24 protein-coding genes are annotated in these 19,130 nt (G+C 68.7%); 8 read left to right on the top strand and 16 right to left on the bottom strand.

Going from position 1 to position 19,130, the window contains the following annotated elements; all coding sequences use genetic code 11:
* The first annotated feature begins 125 nt into the window (after window positions 1-125).
* The 3 genes from HSX43_RS11580 (at window position 126) to der (ending at window position 3,665) form a co-directional block, all read left to right on the top strand.
* Window positions 126-785, top strand: coding sequence for a tetratricopeptide repeat protein (locus tag HSX43_RS11580; RefSeq protein WP_179380303.1), 660 nt, complete (start codon window positions 126-128; stop codon window positions 783-785).
* Window positions 786-824: 39 nt separating this feature from the next.
* Window positions 825-2,138, top strand: coding sequence for an outer membrane protein assembly factor BamB family protein (locus HSX43_RS11575; RefSeq protein ID WP_179380302.1), 1,314 nt, complete (start codon window positions 825-827; stop codon window positions 2,136-2,138).
* 72 nt (window positions 2,139-2,210) lie between these two features.
* Window positions 2,211-3,665: a ribosome biogenesis GTPase Der gene (gene der / locus HSX43_RS11570; RefSeq protein ID WP_179380301.1), complete on the top strand. Its 1,455-nt coding sequence runs from the start codon at window positions 2,211-2,213 to the stop codon at window positions 3,663-3,665.
* Between the two features lie 58 nt (window positions 3,666-3,723).
* On the opposite strand, the gene grxD is transcribed toward der, so the two are convergent.
* The 12 genes from grxD to HSX43_RS11510 all read right to left on the bottom strand — a co-directional run bounded on the left by grxD (window position 3,724) and on the right by HSX43_RS11510 (window position 11,156).
* On the bottom strand, window positions 3,724-4,086 hold the full coding sequence (grxD, locus tag HSX43_RS11565) for a Grx4 family monothiol glutaredoxin (protein ID WP_179380300.1): 363 nt from the start codon (window positions 4,084-4,086) through the stop codon (window positions 3,724-3,726).
* 4 nt (window positions 4,087-4,090) lie between these two features.
* Window positions 4,091-4,354 carry a hypothetical protein gene (locus HSX43_RS11560; RefSeq protein ID WP_179380299.1) on the bottom strand — a complete coding sequence of 88 codons (264 nt, stop codon included), beginning with the start codon at window positions 4,352-4,354 and terminating at the stop codon, window positions 4,091-4,093.
* A gap of 4 nt (window positions 4,355-4,358) precedes the next feature.
* Window positions 4,359-4,601, bottom strand: a complete 243-nt coding sequence (locus tag HSX43_RS11555; protein WP_179380298.1) for a BolA family protein — start codon at window positions 4,599-4,601, stop codon at window positions 4,359-4,361.
* Window positions 4,602-4,631: 30 nt separating this feature from the next.
* Window positions 4,632-5,045 (bottom strand): hypothetical protein, encoded by a 414-nt coding sequence (locus HSX43_RS11550; protein WP_179380297.1) that lies wholly within the window; start codon window positions 5,043-5,045, stop codon window positions 4,632-4,634.
* Window positions 5,042-5,479 (bottom strand): hypothetical protein, encoded by a 438-nt coding sequence (locus tag HSX43_RS11545; RefSeq protein ID WP_179380296.1) that lies wholly within the window; start codon window positions 5,477-5,479, stop codon window positions 5,042-5,044. The genes HSX43_RS11550 and HSX43_RS11545 overlap by 4 nt, the downstream gene beginning before the upstream one ends.
* 76 nt (window positions 5,480-5,555) lie before the next feature.
* On the bottom strand, window positions 5,556-6,008 hold the full coding sequence (locus HSX43_RS11540) for a hypothetical protein (protein WP_179380295.1): 453 nt from the start codon (window positions 6,006-6,008) through the stop codon (window positions 5,556-5,558).
* Between the two features lie 5 nt (window positions 6,009-6,013).
* Window positions 6,014-8,173 carry a phosphoribosylformylglycinamidine synthase subunit PurL gene (gene purL / locus HSX43_RS11535; RefSeq protein ID WP_179380294.1) on the bottom strand — a complete coding sequence of 720 codons (2,160 nt, stop codon included), beginning with the start codon at window positions 8,171-8,173 and terminating at the stop codon, window positions 6,014-6,016.
* A gap of 310 nt (window positions 8,174-8,483) precedes the next feature.
* On the bottom strand, window positions 8,484-9,107 hold the full coding sequence (locus HSX43_RS11530) for a DUF1638 domain-containing protein (RefSeq protein ID WP_179380293.1): 624 nt from the start codon (window positions 9,105-9,107) through the stop codon (window positions 8,484-8,486).
* Window positions 9,104-9,418, bottom strand: a complete 315-nt coding sequence (locus HSX43_RS11525; RefSeq protein WP_179380292.1) for a YbjQ family protein — start codon at window positions 9,416-9,418, stop codon at window positions 9,104-9,106. Before HSX43_RS11525 ends, HSX43_RS11530 begins: the two co-directional genes overlap by 4 nt.
* A 16-nt stretch (window positions 9,419-9,434) precedes the next feature.
* Window positions 9,435-9,647 carry a hypothetical protein gene (locus HSX43_RS11520; protein WP_179380291.1) on the bottom strand — a complete coding sequence of 71 codons (213 nt, stop codon included), beginning with the start codon at window positions 9,645-9,647 and terminating at the stop codon, window positions 9,435-9,437.
* A gap of 59 nt (window positions 9,648-9,706) precedes the next feature.
* A complete protein-coding gene (locus tag HSX43_RS11515; protein WP_179380290.1) occupies window positions 9,707-10,324 on the bottom strand; it encodes a glutathione S-transferase family protein in 618 nt (205 codons plus the stop codon).
* Window positions 10,325-10,457: 133 nt separating this feature from the next.
* On the bottom strand, window positions 10,458-11,156 hold the full coding sequence (locus HSX43_RS11510) for a corrinoid protein (protein WP_179380289.1): 699 nt from the start codon (window positions 11,154-11,156) through the stop codon (window positions 10,458-10,460).
* Window positions 11,157-11,310: 154 nt separating this feature from the next.
* On the opposite strand from HSX43_RS11510, the gene HSX43_RS11505 reads away from it, so the two are divergent.
* The gene (locus tag HSX43_RS11505) at window positions 11,311-12,354 is read left to right on the top strand and encodes a PA0069 family radical SAM protein (RefSeq protein ID WP_235962637.1); all 1,044 of its coding nucleotides are present in this window, start codon (window positions 11,311-11,313) and stop codon (window positions 12,352-12,354) included.
* Between the two features lie 44 nt (window positions 12,355-12,398).
* Here HSX43_RS11505 and HSX43_RS11500 read toward each other — a convergent pair whose 3' ends face one another.
* The 3 genes from HSX43_RS11500 to HSX43_RS11490 form a co-directional block, all read right to left on the bottom strand.
* Window positions 12,399-13,265, bottom strand: a complete 867-nt coding sequence (locus HSX43_RS11500) for an endonuclease/exonuclease/phosphatase family protein (protein ID WP_179380287.1) — start codon at window positions 13,263-13,265, stop codon at window positions 12,399-12,401.
* A 10-nt stretch (window positions 13,266-13,275) separates the two neighbouring features.
* Window positions 13,276-14,292, bottom strand: coding sequence for a betaine--homocysteine S-methyltransferase (gene bmt, locus HSX43_RS11495; RefSeq protein WP_179380286.1), 1,017 nt, complete (start codon window positions 14,290-14,292; stop codon window positions 13,276-13,278).
* A gap of 124 nt (window positions 14,293-14,416) precedes the next feature.
* Entirely contained in the window at window positions 14,417-14,737 is a 321-nt protein-coding gene (locus HSX43_RS11490; RefSeq protein ID WP_179380285.1) for a DUF1476 domain-containing protein, read from the bottom strand.
* 124 nt (window positions 14,738-14,861) lie between these two features.
* Here HSX43_RS11490 and purC point away from each other — a divergent pair, with 124 nt between their 5' ends.
* A complete protein-coding gene (gene purC, locus HSX43_RS11485; RefSeq protein ID WP_179380284.1) occupies window positions 14,862-15,623 on the top strand; it encodes a phosphoribosylaminoimidazolesuccinocarboxamide synthase in 762 nt (253 codons plus the stop codon).
* A 22-nt stretch (window positions 15,624-15,645) separates the two neighbouring features.
* The gene (gene purS, locus HSX43_RS11480) at window positions 15,646-15,873 is read left to right on the top strand and encodes a phosphoribosylformylglycinamidine synthase subunit PurS (protein ID WP_179380283.1); all 228 of its coding nucleotides are present in this window, start codon (window positions 15,646-15,648) and stop codon (window positions 15,871-15,873) included.
* A gap of 15 nt (window positions 15,874-15,888) precedes the next feature.
* Here the strand turns inward: purS and HSX43_RS11475 are convergent, their stop codons facing one another.
* Entirely contained in the window at window positions 15,889-17,124 is a 1,236-nt protein-coding gene (locus tag HSX43_RS11475; protein WP_179380282.1) for a pentapeptide repeat-containing protein, read from the bottom strand.
* Window positions 17,125-17,238: 114 nt separating this feature from the next.
* On the opposite strand from HSX43_RS11475, the gene HSX43_RS11470 reads away from it, so the two are divergent.
* Window positions 17,239-17,436 (top strand): CsbD family protein, encoded by a 198-nt coding sequence (locus tag HSX43_RS11470; protein WP_179380281.1) that lies wholly within the window; start codon window positions 17,239-17,241, stop codon window positions 17,434-17,436.
* 131 nt (window positions 17,437-17,567) lie between these two features.
* Window positions 17,568-18,938, top strand: coding sequence for a DUF3179 domain-containing protein (locus HSX43_RS11465; protein WP_179380280.1), 1,371 nt, complete (start codon window positions 17,568-17,570; stop codon window positions 18,936-18,938).
* Window positions 18,939-19,130 lie beyond the last annotated feature (192 nt).

The following is a 19,130-nucleotide window of genomic DNA, read 5'->3' as shown; positions in this document are numbered from 1 at the left end:
GATTATATGCAGAGCCGCCCTGCGTGAGCGCACGTCGGCGCAGCGGCGGACGCGTGGCCGCCGGATTGCGGGTTGGCCGCCCCGCGGACCTGCGCTAGAACGCGCGAAACCCGCGGGAGGGGACCATGTCCAACACAGATAGCTTCATCGACGAGGTAAGCGAGGAAGTCCGTCGCGACCGGCTCTACGCGCTCCTGCGCCGCTGGGGCTGGCTGCCGGCCCTGGCCATCGTCGTGATCGTCGGCGGAGCCGGCTGGAGCGAGTGGACGAAGGCGCGCGAGGCCGAGAAGGCCCGTGCCTTCGGCGACAGTCTTCTGACCGCGCTCGGGCGCGAGGATATGGAGGCCCGCCGCGGCGCGCTCGCCGAACTCGAGGCCACCGATCCGCAGGAGGCGGCGCTTCTGTCGCTTCTGCTTGCCACCGCCGCGCTCAACGGCGAGGGGGGCGACCCCGCCGCCGCCCGCGAGGAGTTGCTTGGCCTGGCCGACGCGACCGACGTCGACGCCACCTATCGGCATCTCGCGCTGCTGAAGGCCATGTTGGCCGGCGGCACCGGCGATGCCGCGCGCGACGGCCTCCTTCTCGAGGAACTGTCCGCGCCGGGTGCCCCCTTCCGGACGCTCGCCGTGGAGCAGCAGGCGCTGCGCGCACTCGCCGCCGGCGACAAGGGCACGGCCGTCACCCTTCTTCGGGCCCTCCTCGACGATGCGGAAACCACGCAGGACTTGCGCCGACGGGCCCGGCAGTTGATTGTCGCCCTGGGCGCAGAGGTCGAACCGGCCTGACAGGTCGGCACAGGACGAGACGAACTTGAGGGCAGGGCCATGAAAGCAATCTCCGGCATCTTGATCAGTGCCGCGCTGGTCCTGACGGCCTGCGGGGACGATGAAGTCTTCCTGCCCGGCGAACGGCTTCCGGTGCGCGACAGCGGCGGCGTCGGCGTGATCGCAAGCGCGACGCCCCCGGTGGAGGCCCCCGCGCTCTCCGTGCCCGGGACGCGCCGCCTTGCCGACTGGCCGATGCGCGTGGGTAACGTGCAGAACGATCCGGGTCATGCCACGCTCTCGCCGGCACCGCAGCTTCTGTGGTCGGCCGACATCGGGGCCGGCGACTCACGCCGTCAGCGCATCACCGCCGACCCGGTCTCCGACGGCAGCCGCCTCTTCACGCTTGACGCGCAGTCCGGCGTCACCGCGACCGGCCTCAACGGGGCACAGCTCTGGTCGAGGAGCCTCGTGCCCGGCCACGAGCGCGCCTCCGATGCCTCCGGTGGCGGGCTCGCCGTCGCGGGCGGCACGCTCTTCGTCACGACGGGCTACGGCGAGTTGCACGCGCTCGACGCGGCGACCGGCGGGGAACGCTGGGTGCAGCGGCTCGACGCACCGATCACCACGCCCAAGGTCTCGGGTGGGCTCGTCTACCTCGTGAGCCGCGACAACCGGGCCTGGGCCATCGACGCGGGCAACGGCCGCATCCAGTGGGAGCTGCCCGCCGCACCCGCACCAAGTGTCATGGCCACCGCGCCGGCCCCCGCCGTGACGGACCGCGCGGTCATCTTCCCCTTCGGCTCCGGCGAGATCCTGGCAAGCCTGCGGCAGTCGGGCATCCGCGTCTGGGGCAGTTCGGTCTCGGGCGAGCGCCGCGGCGTCGCCTACAACAACGTGGGCGACATCACCGGCGACCCGGTCGTCTCGGGTGGCACGATCTATGCGGGCACCTCTGCGGGCCGCATGGTCGCGCTCTCCGCCACCTCCGGCTCGCGCCAGTGGACGGCGAACGAGGGGGCCGTCTCGCCGCTCGCCGTCTTCGGCGGCTCCGTCTTCGCCGTGAGCGACCGGGCGCAGCTTCTGCGGATGGACGCGGCGACCGGCGACGTGCTCTGGCGGACGGACCTGCCCTTCTATCGCAACCAGCGGCTGCGGCGTCGCGAGGGGATCTATGCCCATTTCGGCCCGGTCCTGGCCGGCGGCCGGCTCTGGGTCGCGTCCTCCGACGGCGTGCTGCGCGGCTTCAACCCGCAGAACGGCGCGCTGGCGGCCACCGTCGAGATCCCGGGCGGCGCGGCCTCCCGCCCGATCGCCTTCGGCGACGCGCTCTACGTCGTCGGGCGCAAGGGCCGGCTCCACGCCTTCCGCTGAGGGCGGACGCCGCCCTCTGGCCAAGGCGGGCCGCCTGCGTTAGGGCGCGCGTCTGAGATTTCGGAGACAGCGATGTTCACCCTCGCCATCGTCGGACGCCCCAACGTCGGCAAGTCCACCCTCTTCAACCGCCTCGTCGGCAAGAAGCTCGCGCTTGTCGACGACCAACCCGGCGTGACCCGCGACCTGCGGGAGGGTGCGGCGCGGCTCGGCGACCTGAAGTTCACCGTCCTCGACACGGCGGGTCTCGAAGATGCCACCGACGACAGCCTGCAGGGCCGCATGCGCCGCCTGACCGAGCGCGCGGTCGACATGGCCGACGCCGCGCTCTTCGTGATCGACGCGCGCACGGGCGTGACGCCCACCGATCAGGTCTTCGCCGACATCCTGCGCCGCAAGGGGCATCCCGTTCTTCTGGCCGCCAACAAGGCCGAGGGTCGTGCCGGTGAAGCGGGGATGTTCGATGCCTATTCTCTTGGCCTCGGCGAGGTCATCGGCCTCTCGGCGGAACACGGCGAGGGGATGGCCGATCTTGCCGCCGCCCTGCGTCCGCTGATCGAGGCCAAGATGGAGGAGCCGGCGGAGGAGGCCGAGGCCGACGTCGAGATCGATGATCCCGACGACGGAGAGGAGGCCGAATGGGCCCCGACCGCGCGCCACCCGCTCAAGATCGCCGTCGTCGGCCGCCCGAACGCCGGCAAGTCCACCCTCATCAACCAGATCATCCGCGAGGATCGCCTTCTCACCGGACCGGAAGCGGGCATCACCCGCGACTCGATTTCCGTCAACTTCGACTGGGAGGGGGTGCCGACGCGGCTCTTCGACACCGCCGGGATGCGCAAGCGCGCCAAGGTCACCGAGAAACTCGAGAAGCTCTCGGTCTCCGACGGTCTTCGAGCTGTGAAATTCGCCGAGGTGGTCGTCGTATTGCTCGACGCCGACATCCCCTTCGAGACGCAGGACCTGCGTATCGCCGACCTTGCCGAGCGCGAGGGTCGCGCGGTCGTGGTCGCGGTCAACAAGTGGGACCTGGAAGAGAACCGGCAGGAGAAGCTCGCCCAGCTGAAAGAGGCGTTCGAACGTCTCCTGCCGCAGCTGCGCGGCGCGCCGCTCGTCACCGTCTCGGCCAAGACGGGGCGGGGCATGGACCGCCTCCGCCAGGCGATCCTGCGCGCCCACGGCACCTGGAACCGTCGGGTGCCCACGGCCGCGCTCAACCGCTGGCTGTCGGGCATGCTGGAGCAGCATCCACCCCCCGCGCCGCAGGGCAAGCGCATCCGCCTGCGCTACGCCACGCAGGTCAAGACGCGGCCGCCGGGCTTCGTCGTCATGTGCTCGCATCCCGAGCTCATGCCGGACAGCTACACGCGCTATCTCGTGAACGGGCTGCGGGTCGATTTCGACATGCCCGGTACGCCGATCCGCCTGCACATGCGCAGCCAGAACGAGGCCAACCCCTACAAGGGCCGCAAGCGCCCCGAAGCCTCGCGGTTGCGCAAGCACACCCACGGCCGTCGCAAGGACTGAATGTGAAACGGCGCGCGTCCGCCGGGACACGCGCCGTTTATCTCGGACAAGGCGGCCGTCAGGCGTTCGCTTCGCGGATCTTGTCGGCGGCGTCCTTGTCGAAGGCCACGCCATTCTGCTCCAGCATCGTGTCGAGCTCGCCCGAGAGCGTCATCTCGGTGATGATGTCGCAGCCGCCGACGAACTCGCCCTTCACGTAGAGCTGTGGGATCGTGGGCCAGTCGGAGTAGTCCTTGATGCCCTGCCGGATCGCGTCGTCGGCCAGCACGTTCACGTCGGTATAGTCGACGCCCATGTAGTTGAGTACGCCCGCCACCTTCGACGAGAATCCGCACTGGGGCATTGTCTTCGTGCCCTTCATGAACAGGACCACGTCCTGCGCCTTCACCATGTCGTCGATCTGGGTCTTCGCGTCGCTCATCGGGTCATTCCTCGTGTTTGCCGCGCCGCTTCGGAACGAAGGCACGCGCGTATTCCTGCGGATCCTTCGGGACGCGGGTCGTCAGCTGGTTGCCGCCGCCCACGCCCGAGGAATAGTCACTCTCGATTTCCGTATACCCGGTCCCCGGCGGGATGCCACGGGGCCGGCCGCCATCGTCACTCTGCGCCTCCGCACGCAGGATCCACACCGCCCGCGCCACCAGCACGATGGCGATGAACCCGGCCAGGATCGCGGAGAAGCCGGTCACCGGGTCAGGCCGGCGCGCGCGTGGTCAGCGCGAGCGCATGCAACTCGCCGTTCGCGCCGTCCATCTTGCCCTTCAGGGCGGCATAGACCGCGCGCTGCTGCGCGACGCGCGATTTGCCCGCGAAGGAAGCGTCGATGACCTCGGCCGCGTAGTGGTTTCCGTCGCCGGCGAGGTCCGTGATGGTGATCTGCGCGTCGGGGAAGCCCTCGCGGATCAGGGCCTCGATCTCATGGGCTTGCATGGCCATGGCATGTGTCTCCTCTGCTCGCCCGACAAGCTAGGCATCGCCGGCGGGAGGAGCAAGCCAGAGAAGATACAACCCGCGGAGATAGACGCCCGTCGACAGGAGAAGGAACACCCCGGCCAACCGGAAGAGCCAGCCCAGCGTGTCCTGCGCGAGGCCGCCCGGCAGGGCCTGGGTAATCGACAGAAGCATCAGGGCCGCCACCGTCGCGATGACCGGGATCGCGGCGAGGCGCGGGTTCGCGGTGGCCCGGGTTCCGAGCCAGAGAAGCAGAAGGGCCCCCAAGGTTCCGCCCAGCGCGGTCACGAGGGGCAGGGCGGCGTGGGCGACACGGCGTTGCACCGCAGCCTCCCAGGTGACCTCGATCGCCACGTAGACGCTCAGGAGCGCCAAGACCGGATAGATGACGGCGAAGGCCGCGATACGCGCGGCGCGAGCCGCGTTCATGCCCCGCTCCGGCGAGCGGGCCGCGTGAGCCGCCACGTTCCCATGACGAAGACGGCCAGCGTCGCGCCTCCAAAGACGAGCGTCGCGAGCGCGAAATGGTCCACCGGCGCTGGTCGCCACCCGTCACCGGCAATGCACCCAGCCCCATTGAGCGCCGCGCCGAACCAGAACAGCGCCAGAAGCGCCCAGACCGGCGCGCCGCCCCGGACCACATCACCAAGCGCGCGACGGCCGAGGTGCACCATGGGCAGGCCCGAGACCATGAGGGCGAGGCTCACGCCCGCCGCCGCCGTCACGCCGTCGGCACAGGGTGTCGCGCTGTCCCCGAGGGTCAGTGCGGCGATGGTCGATGCGACGAGGGTGGTCCCCCCGGCCAACATGGCCGCGGGAAGATAGGTCAGCGAGAAAAGCGGGAGGGAGGCACGGTGTTCCATGCCCTCGGGTGTGCCACCCCTTGGGTGCATCCGCGGTGCATCGCCCGTGCAGGCCCCGTGCAGGCCGCGGCGGCGGTCAGCCCGCGGCGCGCGCCAGCGCCCGGACCCCCCGGATCGCCACGATCACATGTGCGGCCAAGGCCGCGAGCATCAGGAGCGCGCCAAGGCCCGACAGCTGCGCGAAGCCCGCCGCCGCCGCGCCGGTGCAGACCGGTTCGCTCAGCATCGGGGCCGTTGCGATGCGGATCGTCTCGGCGACGCAGCCGGCCACGGCCAGAGCCGCGGGGGCGAGCGCGGGCCAGAACAGGGCCGGCACGACGCGATGCACGACGAAGAGCGGCCCGAAGGAGAAGACGGCCAGCACGATGAAGACCCGGGCCTGCGTGGCGAGCACCGTTCCCGTCTCGACCCCGTCGACGCAGGCGGCATTCACCAGCGCGAAGGCCCCCGTCATCTGCAGCATCACCGCCGCCCCGAGCGCCACGAGGGCCAGAAGCAGATATCCGAAGGTGAAGGCCGCGCGCCGCATGCCGGTCAGCCGAAGGCCGTTTCGAAAGCCGAGCGATAGAGCGCGGAGAGCTCGCTCATCTGGGCTTCGGCACCACCGAGGTTGAGTGTGTCGCCGCCGAACTGCCCGACCATGGTGAGCGGCACGCTCGCCTGGCCCGCCGCCACCATCAGCGCCTCGGCACAATCGAAGGTGCAGGCCAGAAGGTAGCGGCCCTGGTCCTCCCCGAAAAGCTGCGCGGTGCCGGTCACGTCGAGCGTGACGCCGAGGCCCGCCGCCTCGGCCAGGGTGAAGGCCGCGAGCGCGAGCCCGCCGTCCGACAGGTCGGTGCAGGATGTGATGTAGGCGCGATTGTCGAGCACGAACTCCCCGTGCCGCCGTTCCACCTCCAGATCGACGGTCGGGGCGTCGCCCGCGCGCCGGTCCATGTGCTCCGCCAGAAGCGCCGACTGGCCGAGATGCGTGCCTTCGCCGCCGATGAGGAGCGCGAGCATCCCGTCCTGCGCGCGGCCGTCGATGCGCTTCGAAATCTCCTCGATCAGGCCCACGGCCCCGATCGTGGGCGTCGGGTCGATGCCGGTGCCGTCGGTCTCGTTGTAGAGGCTGACGTTGCCCGACACGATCGGCATGTCGAGCGCGGCGCAGGCCTGCCCGATCCCGTCGAGCGCGCCGACGAACTGCCCCATGATCACGGGCTTCTCGGGGTTGCCGAAGTTGAGGTTGTCGGTCGTCGCCAGCGGCCGCGCACCGCGCGCGACGAGGTTGCGATAGGCCTCCGCCACCGCCTGCTTGCCGCCCTCGACCGGGTTCGCCTTGACGTAGCGCGGCGTGACATCGGCGGTGAAGGCCAGGCCCTTCGTCGTGCCGTGCACGCGGATGACGCCCGCGTCGAGGCCCGGCAGGACGGCCGTGTCGCCCATGACCTGCGTGTCGTATTGCGCGACGATCCAGCCACGCGCGCAATGGTTCACCCCGCCGATCAGGCTGCGCAGGCCGTCGATCGCATCCACCTCCTCGACCTCTCCCAGTGGTTCGGCCGGGGGCGTCGGCTCCCACGGTCGGTCGTATTCGGGTGCCGAGGAGGCGAGGGTCGAGAGCGGCAGGTCGGCGCGTGTTTCGCCATTGTGCACGATCAGGAAACGATCTTCGGCGATCGTTTCGCCGACGATGGCGAAATCGAGATCCCATTTCTCGAAGACGGCGCGGGCCACGTCCTCCTTCTCGGCGTCGAGGACCATGAGCATCCGCTCCTGGCTCTCGGAGAGCATCATCTCGTAGGCCGTCATGTTCTCTTCGCGCACGGGCACCGCATCGAGGTCGAGTCGGATGCCGAGGCCGCCCTTGTCGCCCATCTCGACGGCGGAACACGTGAGTCCGGCGGCCCCCATGTCCTGGATCGAGACGACCGCGCCCGTCGCCATCAGCTCCAGCGTCGCTTCCATGAGGCGCTTCTCGGTGAAGGGGTCGCCCACCTGCACGGTCGGGCGCTTCTCCTCGATGGTGTCGTCGAATTCCGCGCTGGCCATCGTGGCCCCGCCCACGCCGTCGCGTCCCGTCTTGGCGCCCAGATAGACCACGGGCCGCCCCACGCCCGAGGCGGCGGAATAGAAGATCTTGTCCGCATCCGCGATCCCGGCCGCGAAGGCGTTAACGAGGCAGTTGCCGTTGTAGCTCGCGTCGAAACGCACCTCGCCCCCGACCGTCGGCACGCCGAAGCAGTTGCCGTAGCCCCCGATCCCCTCGACGACCCCGTGGACGAGCTGGCGCGTCTTCGGATGCGACGGCTCCCCGAACGACAGCGCATTCATCGACGCCACGGGCCGCGCACCCATGGTGAAGACGTCGCGCAGGATGCCCCCGACGCCGGTCGCCGCGCCCTGGTAGGGCTCGATGTAGGAGGGGTGGTTGTGGCTCTCCATCTTGAAGACCACGGCCTGCCCGTCGCCGATGTCCACGACGCCCGCGTTTTCGCCCGGCCCGCAGATGACTTGCGGTCCCGTCGTCGGGAGCTTCTTGAGGTGGATCTTCGAGGACTTGTAGGAGCAGTGCTCGTTCCACATGGCCGAGAAGATGCCGAGTTCCGTGAAGGTCGGCTCCCGCCCCATGATCTCGAGGATGCGGGCGTATTCGTCGTCCTTCAGGCCGTGGCCCGCGATCAGGTCCGGGGTGATGGCGGGATCGGTCATTTGGGCCTCCGGCGGTGGTTCGCAGGCGTCTTACGGCACCGGATGGGCGGGGTGAAGGGCCGACGCGCGTGCGTCGGCTCGCGCTGACCTGCATCCGTCGAATGGAAAGAGGCGTGGCGTCCGGCCACCCGGCAGGTGGGTGCACATGCGGGGACGTCTGTGCAGAAGCACGAGCGGCCGGACTTAAAAACATCCCGGCGCCGGGGGGCGCGCGGGATGCACTCGGCACCCAAGACATTAGTAACGTGAAATCAATAACACGGCTTTGCAGAAACGAAAAGGTAAAGCCGCCAGAAAAAACGCCTCAAATTCAGGCGGAGGTCAGCGCATCCGTCAGCTCTCCGTAGCCCACGAACCGCCGCTCGAAAGCGAGGCCGAGCGCCGCCGCCGCGGCGCGGGCTCGTTCGGTCAGCGCCGCGTCCTCGGTCTGCGCCAGATAGACGAGCGTGCGGTAGTTGCCGAAATAGGCCTCGCGCAGCTCCGGATGCCGGTCTAGGCCCAGGGGCCGGGTCACGAAGGCGTCGAATTGCCGGGCCAGGAAATCGGTGAGGTAGAAGGCGTCGATCTCGTCGCGGGCGGCGAAGCGGTCCAGCCCATCGAAGAAGGCATAGCAATGCGGGCCGGCAATCATCTCGACCCCGAGTCGCGCGCATGTCGTCGCCAGCGCGCCGCCGGTGCCGCAATCGGCATAGGCCACGAAGACGCGCTCATAGGCGTCGCGGCGCTCCGTGACCGCGGACTCCACCGCGGGGGCAATACGGTCGGGGTGGTTGTGCAGGATCGCAGGCAGGCATTGCAGATCGAGGTGGTCGAGTCCGTTCGTCGCCTTGATGGCCAGGATTTCGTGGGCAAGGGCCCCGCAGGCGACGACAAGAACGCGGCCGCCGCCCGTAGCGGCGAACCCTTCGTCGCGCAGCGCGGCGTCGTCGATCACCGCAGGGTCACCGCCGTTCCGTAGGCCATGACCTCCGAGGCGGCCTGCGTGATGGTCGAAGTCTCGAGCCGCAGGCCCACGATCGCATCCGCGCCCAGATCCCGCGCCTCGGCGATCATCCGGTCGATCGCCTGTTCCCGCGCCCCGGTCAGGAGCGAGGCATATTCCTTCACCTCGCCGCCCACCACGTTGCGCAGGCTCGCCACGATGTCCGAACCGATATGCTTGGCGCGCACGGTCGAGCCCTTCACGAGCCCCAGGCAGGTCACGATGTCGCGACCGGGCACGTCGTTCGTCGTCGTCAGGATCATGCTGCGGCTCCCTTCGTCACTTCATGTCGTCGTAGTGGTCGTCCTCGGCATTGCCCAGCCGGTCCGCCACCACACGAAAGACCACGTAGCCGACCAGCGCCGCCGGCAGCAGCGCCACGGCACCGAACGGCAGGGCGAAACTCGCCGCGACGATCGCGCCAAGCCAGATCGTCGCGCCGGCGGCGACGACCACGATGAACAGGATCAGGACGAAACGGTCGAGCGGCATGGCATCCTCCGGGTCTCTTTCCAATATCGGGTCCGCCGCGGCGCTTCGCAATGGGCGGCTCAGGCGGCCGCTTCATGCAGGGCGATGACGCGCGCAACTGCTGGGCGGGCGGCCACCCGGTCGTGATGCGCGCGCAGGGCAGGGACCGCGTCCATGTCGACGCCGTCGCCGGGCATCCAGCGCGTGATGTTCCAGAGGTGCAGGTCCGCGACCGAAAAATCGGGCCCGACCCAGTCGCCCCGGAGCCGTGCGTCGAGGAACCGCGCCGAGGCCGTCATGGTGCCCGGCACGCCCGCACGCATCGCGGCCTGCGCGGCAGGGTCGTCCGTCCAGCGGTGGCCCCGCATCTTGTGGGCATGGTTCACGTGCACGGTCGAGGCGAGGTAGCTCATCATCTCGCGCACATGGGCCGCCTCGAGCGGATCGCGCGGCATCAGTGCGCCGCCCCCTGCCTCGGCCACCCATTCGAGGAGCGCCGGGGCTTCCGTCAGGACAGCGCCGTCGATCTCGAGGGCGGGGACGCGGCCCTTCGGGTTGACCTTCAGATAGTTCGGCTGCCCCTGCGCCCCGGTGCCGAAATCGACCCAGGCCAGATCATGCGGCAGCCCGGCCTCCTCGAGCGCCGCGTGGACGCACATCGAAATCGTCCCAGCCGCCAGATGCAGTGTCAGCGTCATGTGGCCCCCGAACCGGTTGCCCGAGCACGCAGCCCGCGTCTTCCTCTGGCCGGAAATACGCCGGGGGTGCGGGGGCTGGCCCCCGCGAAAAGCCGTGTGCGGGGGCTGGCTCCCGCTTGCGTGCCGGTCCGGATCACGCCGACATCTGGTTGTGCTTGCGCGCCATCCATTCCTTCGCCGTCTCCACCGCGACGGCGGCGTCGCGGCAATAGGCGTCGGCCCCGATCGCCTTGCCGAATTCCTCGTTCAGGGGGGCTCCGCCGACGAGCACGATGTAGTCGTCGCGGATACCCTCGGCGACGAGGCCGTCGATCACGACCTTCATGTAGGGCATCGTCGTCGTCAGCAGCGCCGACATTCCGATGATGTCCGCGCCTTCGGTCCGCGCGGTCTCGATGTAGTTCTCGACCGGGTTGTTGATGCCTATGTCGACGACCTCGAAACCGGCCCCCTCCATCATCATGCCGACGAGGTTCTTGCCGATGTCGTGGATGTCGCCCTTCACGGTGCCGATGACCATCTTGCCCACGCGCGGCGCGCCGGTTTCCGCGAGGAGCGGCTTCAGGATCGCCATCCCGCCCTTCATCGCATTCGCAGCAAGCAGGACCTCGGGCACGAAGAGGATGCCGTCCCGGAAGTCGTGGCCGACGATCGTCATGCCGCCCACGAGCGCCTCGGTCAGGATGCGATAGGGCTCCCAGCCGCGCTCCAGAAGGATGTTCACGCCCTCCTCGATCTCTTCCTTCAGACCGTCGTAGAGGTCGTCGAACATCTGCTGGACGAGCTCTTCGTCGTTCAGCTCGCTCAGAATGATGTCATCTTCGTCGGACATGGAACCTCCGGGGGCGTGTTTTCCAAGATGTGCGGCCCGGCAAGCCCCGGGGTCCGCATGAAAAGCGACATCGGGAGGGTGCGGCGCGACCGATCTTGCCGCCAGATCCCAAATGTTCTATTTTTGTTCCATTCTGCCGAGCGAGGGCCGGACCATGGATCACAGACCGAACGACCTTGCGAACCTGCCCGCGCGTGGCGCGCTCTCGAACGAGACGGGTCGGTTCGAGCCCTATCGCTACGAGGTCCCGCTGCCCGAGCGGCTCGATACGGAGGTGCGCGAGGAGGTGATCGGTCGCGCGATCATCCGCAATCGCTCGCCCGACGTGCCGTTCGATCGCTCGATCAACCCCTATCGCGGGTGCGAGCACGGCTGCATCTATTGCTTCGCGCGCCCGACCCACGCCTATCTCGGCCTCTCCCCCGGACTCGACTTCGAGGCCCGGCTCGTCGCCCGCCCGAACGTGGCCGAGGCGCTCCGGCGCGAACTCGCGGCCCCGTCCTACCGGCCGGCCCTCATCGCGCTGGGCACCAACACCGATCCCTATCAGCCGATCGAGCGGGGCCGTCGGCTGATGCGGTCCATCCTCGAAGTGCTGCGCGATCATGCCCACCCGGTCGGCATCGCCACCAAGGGCACCATGGTCGAACGCGACATCGACATCCTGACCGAGATGGGCCCTGATCTCGTGCGCGTGGGCCTCTCGGTCACGACGCTCGACGCCGACCTCGCGCGCCGCATGGAGCCGCGGGTGCCGGTGCCCGCGCGGCGGCTCAAGGCCATCGAGCGGCTCGCGCGGGCCGGGGTGCAGGTGCGCGTCATGGTCTCGCCCATCATTCCGGGCCTGACCGATCACGAGGTCGAGGCGGTGGTCCGTGCCGCCGCCGATGTCGGGGCCGTGGCGGCAAGCATGATCCCCCTGCGCCTGCCACTCGAAGTCGCGCCGCTCTTCGAGGAATGGCTGCGCACCCATGTGCCGGGGCAGGCGCGCAAGGTGCTCAATCGCATCCGGCAATTCCACGACGGCAAGCTCTACGACGCGGGCTACGGCCACCGGATGCGCGGCGCGGGCGTCCATGCGGATCTGCTCCAGAGCCGCTTTCGCCGCGCCTGCCGTGCCGCAGGCTTCCTGCGCCGGCTGCCGCCCGTGCGCACGGATCTCTTCACGGTGCCGGGCTCGCAGATGTCGCTCTTCTAGGCGCGGGGCAGGGCAATTGCCCCGCGTGATGGGTGGCAACGGTGTCATCGGGCGATCTCCGCACCGATTTCGGCCGCCAGGGCACGGTGGTCGGAGCCGTGGAACCCCGTCGTCTCCGCGCGGCCGCTCCAGCCCTCGGGCACCAGAACGTGGTCGATGGGCAATCGCAGCCAACCATCGAACTGCCGCAGGGTGATCCGCAGACCGGGCAGGGGGGCGGTGCCCGTCGCCGCTCCGACGCGCGCGACGCTCGCCGACCAGGGGGTCTGGTTGAAGTCGCCCCCGACGACCACGGGCGCGGCCAGGGCACTCAACCCGGGCAGCAGATCGGCGACCTGCGCCGCCTGCCCCTTGGGCCAGGGCCAGCGCAGGTGGAGAGACACGAAGGTGACCGCTCCCGCCGGCGTCTCCGCGCGCAGCCAGCTTCCGCCGTCCATGCAGCCCGCCTCCAGGATGGGCCAGCGTGTCGCGACCGCGGTGTCACCGACGGCCGTATAGGCGCAGACCTGGGCCCGCCACGGGGCGGGCAGGGCCGCGACGGCGGGCCGCGCCGCGTTCACTTCCTGCAAGGTGGCGACGTCCGCCCCTTCGAGCCGATCGGCCAGATCGCCCGCATCGTTATTGAATAGAAGATTGTGCTGTATCAGACGGATCGGCTCCGACGGCGCGTCCTGTCCTCCGAGCGGGAGGAGGGCAGCCCCCGCCAGCGCCATGCCGGCCGCGAGCGATGCCAGGCGGCGACGCCTCGCCGCGACGCCGGCAACCGCCGACAGGGTCAGGACCGCAAGCGCCGCGGGCAATCCGACGCCGAGCGAATCGAGTATCGGATGCAGCCGTGCCGCCCAGGCCGCAGCAACGATCGTTCCGCCGCCGGCCAGCAGCAGCCACAGCGCCGCCGTCATGCCACGCATGGAGGTCGTCTCAGGCGGGCGCGCGCCGGCGGCGGCCGCCGGTGCGGGTGCGCACGGGACCGGCCCCGTCGGTACCGTCGCTCTCGGACGAGAAGCCGCCCAGCCGCGCCGCGATCTCGTCGAGTGTCGGGGCCGGACCTCTCGACCGCGTCTCGAGCGCGGCCCGCATCGCGCGCAGGTGATCGGGCGTCGTGCCGCAGCAGCCGCCGATGATCTGCGCGCCCGCATCCCGCGCCAGCACCGCGTAGTCGGCCATCAGCTCCGGTGTGCCGTCGTAGTGGATGTGTCCGTCGTGATACTTCGGGATGCCCGCATTGCCCTTGGCGATGAGCGGCTGCTCGGTCGCGCCGAAGCCCAGCACAGTGCGCAGAAGGTCGGACGCGCCCACGCCGCAGTTCGCCCCGTAGGCGACGGGCTTGTGCGCGAGTTTCCCGATGAGCCGCGTCATCTCGGCGCTCGTGGTGCCCATCATCGTGCGCCCCGCCGTGTCGAAACTCATCGTGATGCACCAGGGCATGTCGGCGCGGTCTGCGGCCTCGGCGGCGGCGCGCAGCTCCTCGGGCGCGGAGATCGTCTCCACCCAGAGCACGTCGGCCCCGCCCGCCTTCAGGCCCTCGGCCTGCTCGTGGAAGATCTCGACCGCGGCGTCGTGCGTGAGCGCGCCCATCGGGGCCATGATCTCGCCCGTCGGCCCCATGGAGCCCGCGACGATCACCGGGCGACCCGCCGCATCTGCCAGCTCCCGCCCGATCTCGGCACCCATGCGCGACAGCTCGTGCGCGCGCGCCTCCGCGCCGTGCAGCTTCAGTCGCGCGGCATTGCCGCCGAAGGTATTCGTCAGGAAGAGGTCCGACCCCGCCTCGATCGCCCCGCTGTAGAGTGCCCGGATCTTGTCGGGGGCCGTCTCGTTCCAGAGTTCGGGCGCATCGCCCGAGGCGAGCCCCATGTTGAAGAGCGTCGTCCCCGTCGCACCGTCGGCGAGCAGCCAGTCGCGGCCTTTCAGGAGGGCGGTGAGGGCATCGGGCATGGGAGGCCTCCGGAAGCGGTCGATCGGTCGCGCCTTGTCACCCGCTTCGGTGGTTTAGGCAAACTCATATTCCGCATGACAGAGATGAGCTGCGCGCATGTCGACGCCCGCCGCCTAAGCGGGCTTAACTCAGCTCCGACATAATCTGGCTCTTGGCCTCGACCATGAGGGCGTCCATCTTGGCCCGGATCTCCGCCGAGGGAACCTTCTCGCCCAGATCGCCCGCGACCTTGCGCAGCACGTCGTCGTCGCCCGCTTCCTCGAAGTCGGACTTGACCACCTCGGTCGCATAGGCCTTGAGCGCATCGCCCTCCTTGCCCAGCAGGCCGCCGGCCCATTCGCCCAGCAGGCGATTGCGCCGTGCCTCGACCTTGAACTGCAACTCCGCGTCATGGGCGAACTTGTTCTCGAAGCTCTTCTCGCGGTCGCTGAAGCTGTTGGACATCGGGTCTCTCCTCTTGGGCTGTGTCCCCGATATGTGCCGCGCGGCGCGGGCGCGCAAGGGACCTCGCTTGGCAAAGGCCGCGGAAGCGCCTATGAGGCGGCACCAACAATTCCCGAGGGGCATGATGGCCAGACGCAAGAAGGTCTACGAGGGCAAGGCCAAGATCCTGTACGAGGGCCCCGAGCCGGGCACGCTCGTCCAGTATTTCAAGGACGATGCCACCGCCTTCAACGCCGAGAAGAAGGATGTGATCGACGGCAAGGGCGTCCTGAATAACCGCCTGTCGGAGTTCTTCATGCAAGGCCTCGGCCAGGTCGGCGTGCCGACCCACTTCATCAAGCGCCTCAACATGCGCGAGCAGTTGATCCGCGCCTGCGAGATCGTCCCGCTCGAGGTGATCGTGCGCAACGTCGCCGCCGGCTCCATGTCCAAGCGCCTCGGCATCGAGGAGGGCACGCCGCTGCCGCGCCCGATCATCGAGTTCTGCCTGAAGGACGACAAGCTGGGCGATCCGCTCGTCGCCGAGGAGCACATCATCGCCTTCGGCTGGGCCAGCCAGCAGGACCTCGACGACATCGTCGCGCTCGCCCTTAGGGTCAACGACTTCCTGTCGGGCTGCATGCTCGCCGTCGGCATCAAGCTCGTGGACTTCAAGATCGAGATCGGCCGCGTCTGGGACGGCGACTTCCAGCGCCTGATCCTCGCCGACGAGATCAGCCCGGATTCGTGCCGCCTCTGGGATATCGAGACCGGCAAGAAGCTCGACAAGGACGTCTTCCGCCGCGACCTCGGTTCGCTCACGGACGCCTACACCGAGGTGGCCCGCCGCCTCGGCGTGCTGCCCGCGAACTCCGGTCCGGTCACGCGGCCGACGCTCATCAACTGACCCCACGACGAAGGCCCGGCCGATGAAAGTCAAAGTCACCGTCATGCTCAAGACCGGCGTGCTCGATCCCCAAGGCGAGGCCGTCCGCCACGCGCTCGGCGCGATGGGCTTCGACGGGGTGGAGGGCGTGCGCCAGGGCAAGCTGATCGAGCTCGACCTCGCCGAGGGCACGACCGAAGCCGATGTGACCGCCATGTGCGAAAAGCTCCTCGCGAACACGGTGATCGAGAGCTACGCGATCGAGATGTGAGGGCGGGCCGGGAGGCTAGTGGCCTTCCCAGTAGGGCCAGCGTTTCATGTCGAGGGCCTCGTAGAAGTCGCTGACTTGGCCACCGAGCATAAGGTCACCATTCTTCACATGGCTCCAATGGCGAAGGCAACTTGCATCTACCTTTCTCAGCGCATCGTCCTCGGAAGCCTTTAGAGGCTGACCCCGTTTTGCTCTTGATCGTGCGCGGCTTGCCAACCTCAGATCGGACTGGCTTGTCTCATTAGACAACAGGTTCTCATTGAGACGCGTATCCGAGGTCCCGAACGTGCATGCGTCATCCCCACCTTCTCCGAGGTAGTCTACAGCTCTCATATCGGCACCGATGAAGGTCGCTCCGATCAAAGTCTCTGCCAACACGAATTCATTCATCCCTCCGGTGGCAGGGATAGGCTTGTTCAGCGTTGCGCGGTCAAACTTGGCACCTTTGAAATTGGCTCCGTGAAAGGCTCCGTAGTTCAGAAGGCAGCCCCAAAGCCGGCAGCCGTCAAAAATAGCACTCTGAAAGACTGCCCCTTCCATCCGTGACCCAGCCAAATCCGCCGCGAAGAAATTCCCGTCGCTGAAGTCCACCCCGTCAAAGTCGCAGGTCCTCAGGTCCAGCCGATAGTCCACCTCGCCCCGCGCGACCAAAACCCCGTGCAGGCGCCCGAGCGCCGACACCGCTGCTTGCAAATCAAGCCGGGGCGCCTTGCGCCGCTCCAACTCTTCCGTCGGCTCCAAGCTCCTCGCAGGAAACGTTCCACGCACGTAGCTCGCCAGCAGCCGCTCGATCCGGCGGGCCTCGTCCGGTCGCTCGCCTGCCAGCGCCTCCAGCGTGTCGATCGCGCGGACCCGCGCGACCACGTCATCCTCCCACCGGTCCCGCTCATCGTCCCCCGAGACCTGCCGCCGGGCCGAGAGCCCCGTCGCGGCATCGCGGATCTTCTCGTTGAGGAGCGCGGCGTCCGCCGTATCGGCCTGCCGCTGTGCCACCATCGTTCTCCAGACCAGGAACGGTGCCCCGAAGAGCGCGACAAGGAGGAGCCCGAGGTTGCGCACGAGCGCAGAGTCCATCGGGCCGCCATCGAGTCCGAGCATCGCCCCGGCCAGTCGCGCGACCGCGGCAACGGCCACCGCTAGACCCAGCAGCACGCAGAGCATCAAGACGAAGCCCAGAAATGCCCCGAGCGGACGGGCGCGCGAAAAGTTTGGAAGGTCTGTCAAGCCCAGCCATTCCAGAAATCGTGTCATCTCCGCCCCTTGCGATCATGACTGCATCTGGCGTCCCCCGATGCGTCGCGTCAATCGGAACATCCCGGTCCGCGCCGCGTTTCGTTCATCCATGAACCTGCAAGGAGAGACAGCATGAACTGGGATCAGATCGAAGGAAACTGGAAGCAATTCACCGGCCAGGCCAAGCAGCAATGGGGCGAGTTGACGGACGACGACATCGCCCAGGCCAACGGCGATCGCGAGGTGCTCGAGGGCAAGATCCAGGAGCGCTACGGCGACGACAAGGAAGAGGCGCGCCGCAAGGTGGATGAGTGGATCGCCAGCCTCTGAGCGCGCGACCGGACTAAAGAGAGACCGCCCCGCCAGCCCTGCCCGCGGGGCGGTTTCGCGTTCACGATCTGTTGGTTTGCAGGTGAGCGCGGCGCACCGCCAGTCTTGTCCCGGACCAGACCGGAGCGCCCATGCACCTGACCCGCCGCCAGTTCGCCGCCATCACCCTCGCCACCGCCCTGCCGCACGCCGCGGGGGCGCAGACGCCCGAGGCCAGCGCCCTGCGCGACGCGCTCAACTACCAGCTCTGGGGCTCCGAGGCCGACCACCGCGCGGGCCTCACACTCATCGCGGAGAGGGGCACCCCGGACATGGCCGCGGCGCTCATCCGCGCGCTCCGCTTCAGCCGCAGTCGCCGCGGAGCCATCGCCGCCACGCTCGAGACGATCACCGGACAGGACCACGGGACCGACTGGTTCGCCTGGATGCTCTGGCAGGAGGTCAATCCGCAGATCGTCCCGCATCCCGTGACGGTGCAGTTCACCCGCGACGTCCTGTTGCAGATCGACCCGGAGTTCGACGTCTTCCTGCGCCCCGAATACCTCGACCCGGCCGAGACGCGCATCCGCTTCGAGGAGGTGACCTGGGGCGGCGTCAGGAAGGACGGCATCCCCTCGCTGGACAATCCCGCGATGATCGACGCCGGCGCGGCGGACTACCTGCGCGACGAGGATCTCGTCTTCGGCGTCTCGATCAACGGCGACACCCGTGCCTATCCCCTGCGCATCATGGGCTGGCACGAGATGTTCAACGACGTGATCGGCGGCGTGCCCGTGGCGCTCGCCTATTGCACGCTCTGCGGTTCGGGCATCCTCTTCGAGACGCAGGTGCCGGGCTTTTCCGAGCCGCTCGTCTTTGGCTCTTCGGGGTTCCTCTACCGCTCCAACAAGCTGATGTTCGACCGCGACTCCCACACGCTCTGGAACCAGTTCACCGGCCGTCCCGTCATCGGCCCCTTCGTCGGGCGCGATATCGCCCTGCGGCAACGCCCCGTCGTCATCACGACCTGGGCCAAGTGGCGCGCGGCCAACCCCGGCACGACCGTCCTGTCGCTCGACACCGGGCATCGGCGCGACTACGGCGCGGGCGTGGTCTACGCTGACTATTTCGCCTCGCCGGACCTGATGTTTCCGGCACGGGTGGACCAGGCGATCCATGCCCAGAAGGACTACGTCTTCGCCGTGCGCACCACCGGCGCGGCGCGGGCCTGGCCGCTCGGGGCCTTCGCGGAGCGTCCGGTCATCAACGATGCGATCGGGGCGACGCCGCTCGTACTCCTCGGCGACCCCGAGAGCCGGAGTGCGCGCGCCTACGAGCGTGGCGACCGCAGGTTCGAGACGCGCGACGGGGCGCTGGTGTCAGGTGGCGAGACCTGGCGGCTGACCGAGGACGCACTCGTCGCAGCGGACGGCACGCGGCTGCCGCGGGTCGCGGGGCACATCGCCTACTGGTTTGCCTGGAACAACTACCTGGGCGATCTGGCGACGGTCTACGAGGGCTGAGAAAAGCCTTCGAAGGCTTTTTCGCAAGTCTTCCGCGAAGACTTGAGGCAGAGCTTTCAGCGAAGGAGGAAGGAGGTGCTCCCCGATCCTTGGACAGGATCTGGCGTTTTCTAAGCTACTCTCTGGGCCTCCTGGTCGGGTTGCATGATCGTCGTGCCGGCGCGGTAGACCACGTCCGGTGGTTGTCCGTCG

The sequence above is a fragment of the Jannaschia marina genome, assembly GCF_013404595.1.
Lineage (GTDB): Bacteria > Pseudomonadota > Alphaproteobacteria > Rhodobacterales > Rhodobacteraceae > Jannaschia > Jannaschia marina.
This window is presented reverse-complemented; position numbering and strand designations above follow the sequence as displayed.

Coding starts and splice junctions, on each gene's coding strand:
- HSX43_RS11580 (WP_179380303.1), top strand. CDS start 126: ATGTCCAACACAGATAGCTTCATCGACGAGGTAAGCGAGGAAGTCCGT.
- HSX43_RS11575 (WP_179380302.1), top strand. CDS start 825: ATGAAAGCAATCTCCGGCATCTTGATCAGTGCCGCGCTGGTCCTGACG.
- der (WP_179380301.1), top strand. CDS start 2,211: ATGTTCACCCTCGCCATCGTCGGACGCCCCAACGTCGGCAAGTCCACC.
- grxD (WP_179380300.1), bottom strand. CDS start 4,086: ATGAGCGACGCGAAGACCCAGATCGACGACATGGTGAAGGCGCAGGAC.
- HSX43_RS11555 (WP_179380298.1), bottom strand. CDS start 4,601: ATGGCCATGCAAGCCCATGAGATCGAGGCCCTGATCCGCGAGGGCTTC.
- HSX43_RS11550 (WP_179380297.1), bottom strand. CDS start 5,045: ATGAACGCGGCTCGCGCCGCGCGTATCGCGGCCTTCGCCGTCATCTAT.
- HSX43_RS11545 (WP_179380296.1), bottom strand. CDS start 5,479: ATGGAACACCGTGCCTCCCTCCCGCTTTTCTCGCTGACCTATCTTCCC.
- HSX43_RS11540 (WP_179380295.1), bottom strand. CDS start 6,008: ATGCGGCGCGCGGCCTTCACCTTCGGATATCTGCTTCTGGCCCTCGTG.
- purL (WP_179380294.1), bottom strand. CDS start 8,173: ATGACCGATCCCGCCATCACCCCGGACCTGATCGCGGGCCACGGCCTG.
- HSX43_RS11525 (WP_179380292.1), bottom strand. CDS start 9,418: ATGATCCTGACGACGACGAACGACGTGCCCGGTCGCGACATCGTGACC.
- HSX43_RS11520 (WP_179380291.1), bottom strand. CDS start 9,647: ATGCCGCTCGACCGTTTCGTCCTGATCCTGTTCATCGTGGTCGTCGCC.
- HSX43_RS11515 (WP_179380290.1), bottom strand. CDS start 10,324: ATGACGCTGACACTGCATCTGGCGGCTGGGACGATTTCGATGTGCGTC.
- HSX43_RS11510 (WP_179380289.1), bottom strand. CDS start 11,156: ATGTCCGACGAAGATGACATCATTCTGAGCGAGCTGAACGACGAAGAG.
- HSX43_RS11505 (WP_235962637.1), top strand. CDS start 11,311: ATGGATCACAGACCGAACGACCTTGCGAACCTGCCCGCGCGTGGCGCG.
- HSX43_RS11500 (WP_179380287.1), bottom strand. CDS start 13,265: ATGCGTGGCATGACGGCGGCGCTGTGGCTGCTGCTGGCCGGCGGCGGA.
- bmt (WP_179380286.1), bottom strand. CDS start 14,292: ATGCCCGATGCCCTCACCGCCCTCCTGAAAGGCCGCGACTGGCTGCTC.
- HSX43_RS11490 (WP_179380285.1), bottom strand. CDS start 14,737: ATGTCCAACAGCTTCAGCGACCGCGAGAAGAGCTTCGAGAACAAGTTC.
- purC (WP_179380284.1), top strand. CDS start 14,862: ATGGCCAGACGCAAGAAGGTCTACGAGGGCAAGGCCAAGATCCTGTAC.
- purS (WP_179380283.1), top strand. CDS start 15,646: ATGAAAGTCAAAGTCACCGTCATGCTCAAGACCGGCGTGCTCGATCCC.
- HSX43_RS11475 (WP_179380282.1), bottom strand. CDS start 17,124: ATGACACGATTTCTGGAATGGCTGGGCTTGACAGACCTTCCAAACTTT.
- HSX43_RS11470 (WP_179380281.1), top strand. CDS start 17,239: ATGAACTGGGATCAGATCGAAGGAAACTGGAAGCAATTCACCGGCCAG.
- HSX43_RS11465 (WP_179380280.1), top strand. CDS start 17,568: ATGCACCTGACCCGCCGCCAGTTCGCCGCCATCACCCTCGCCACCGCC.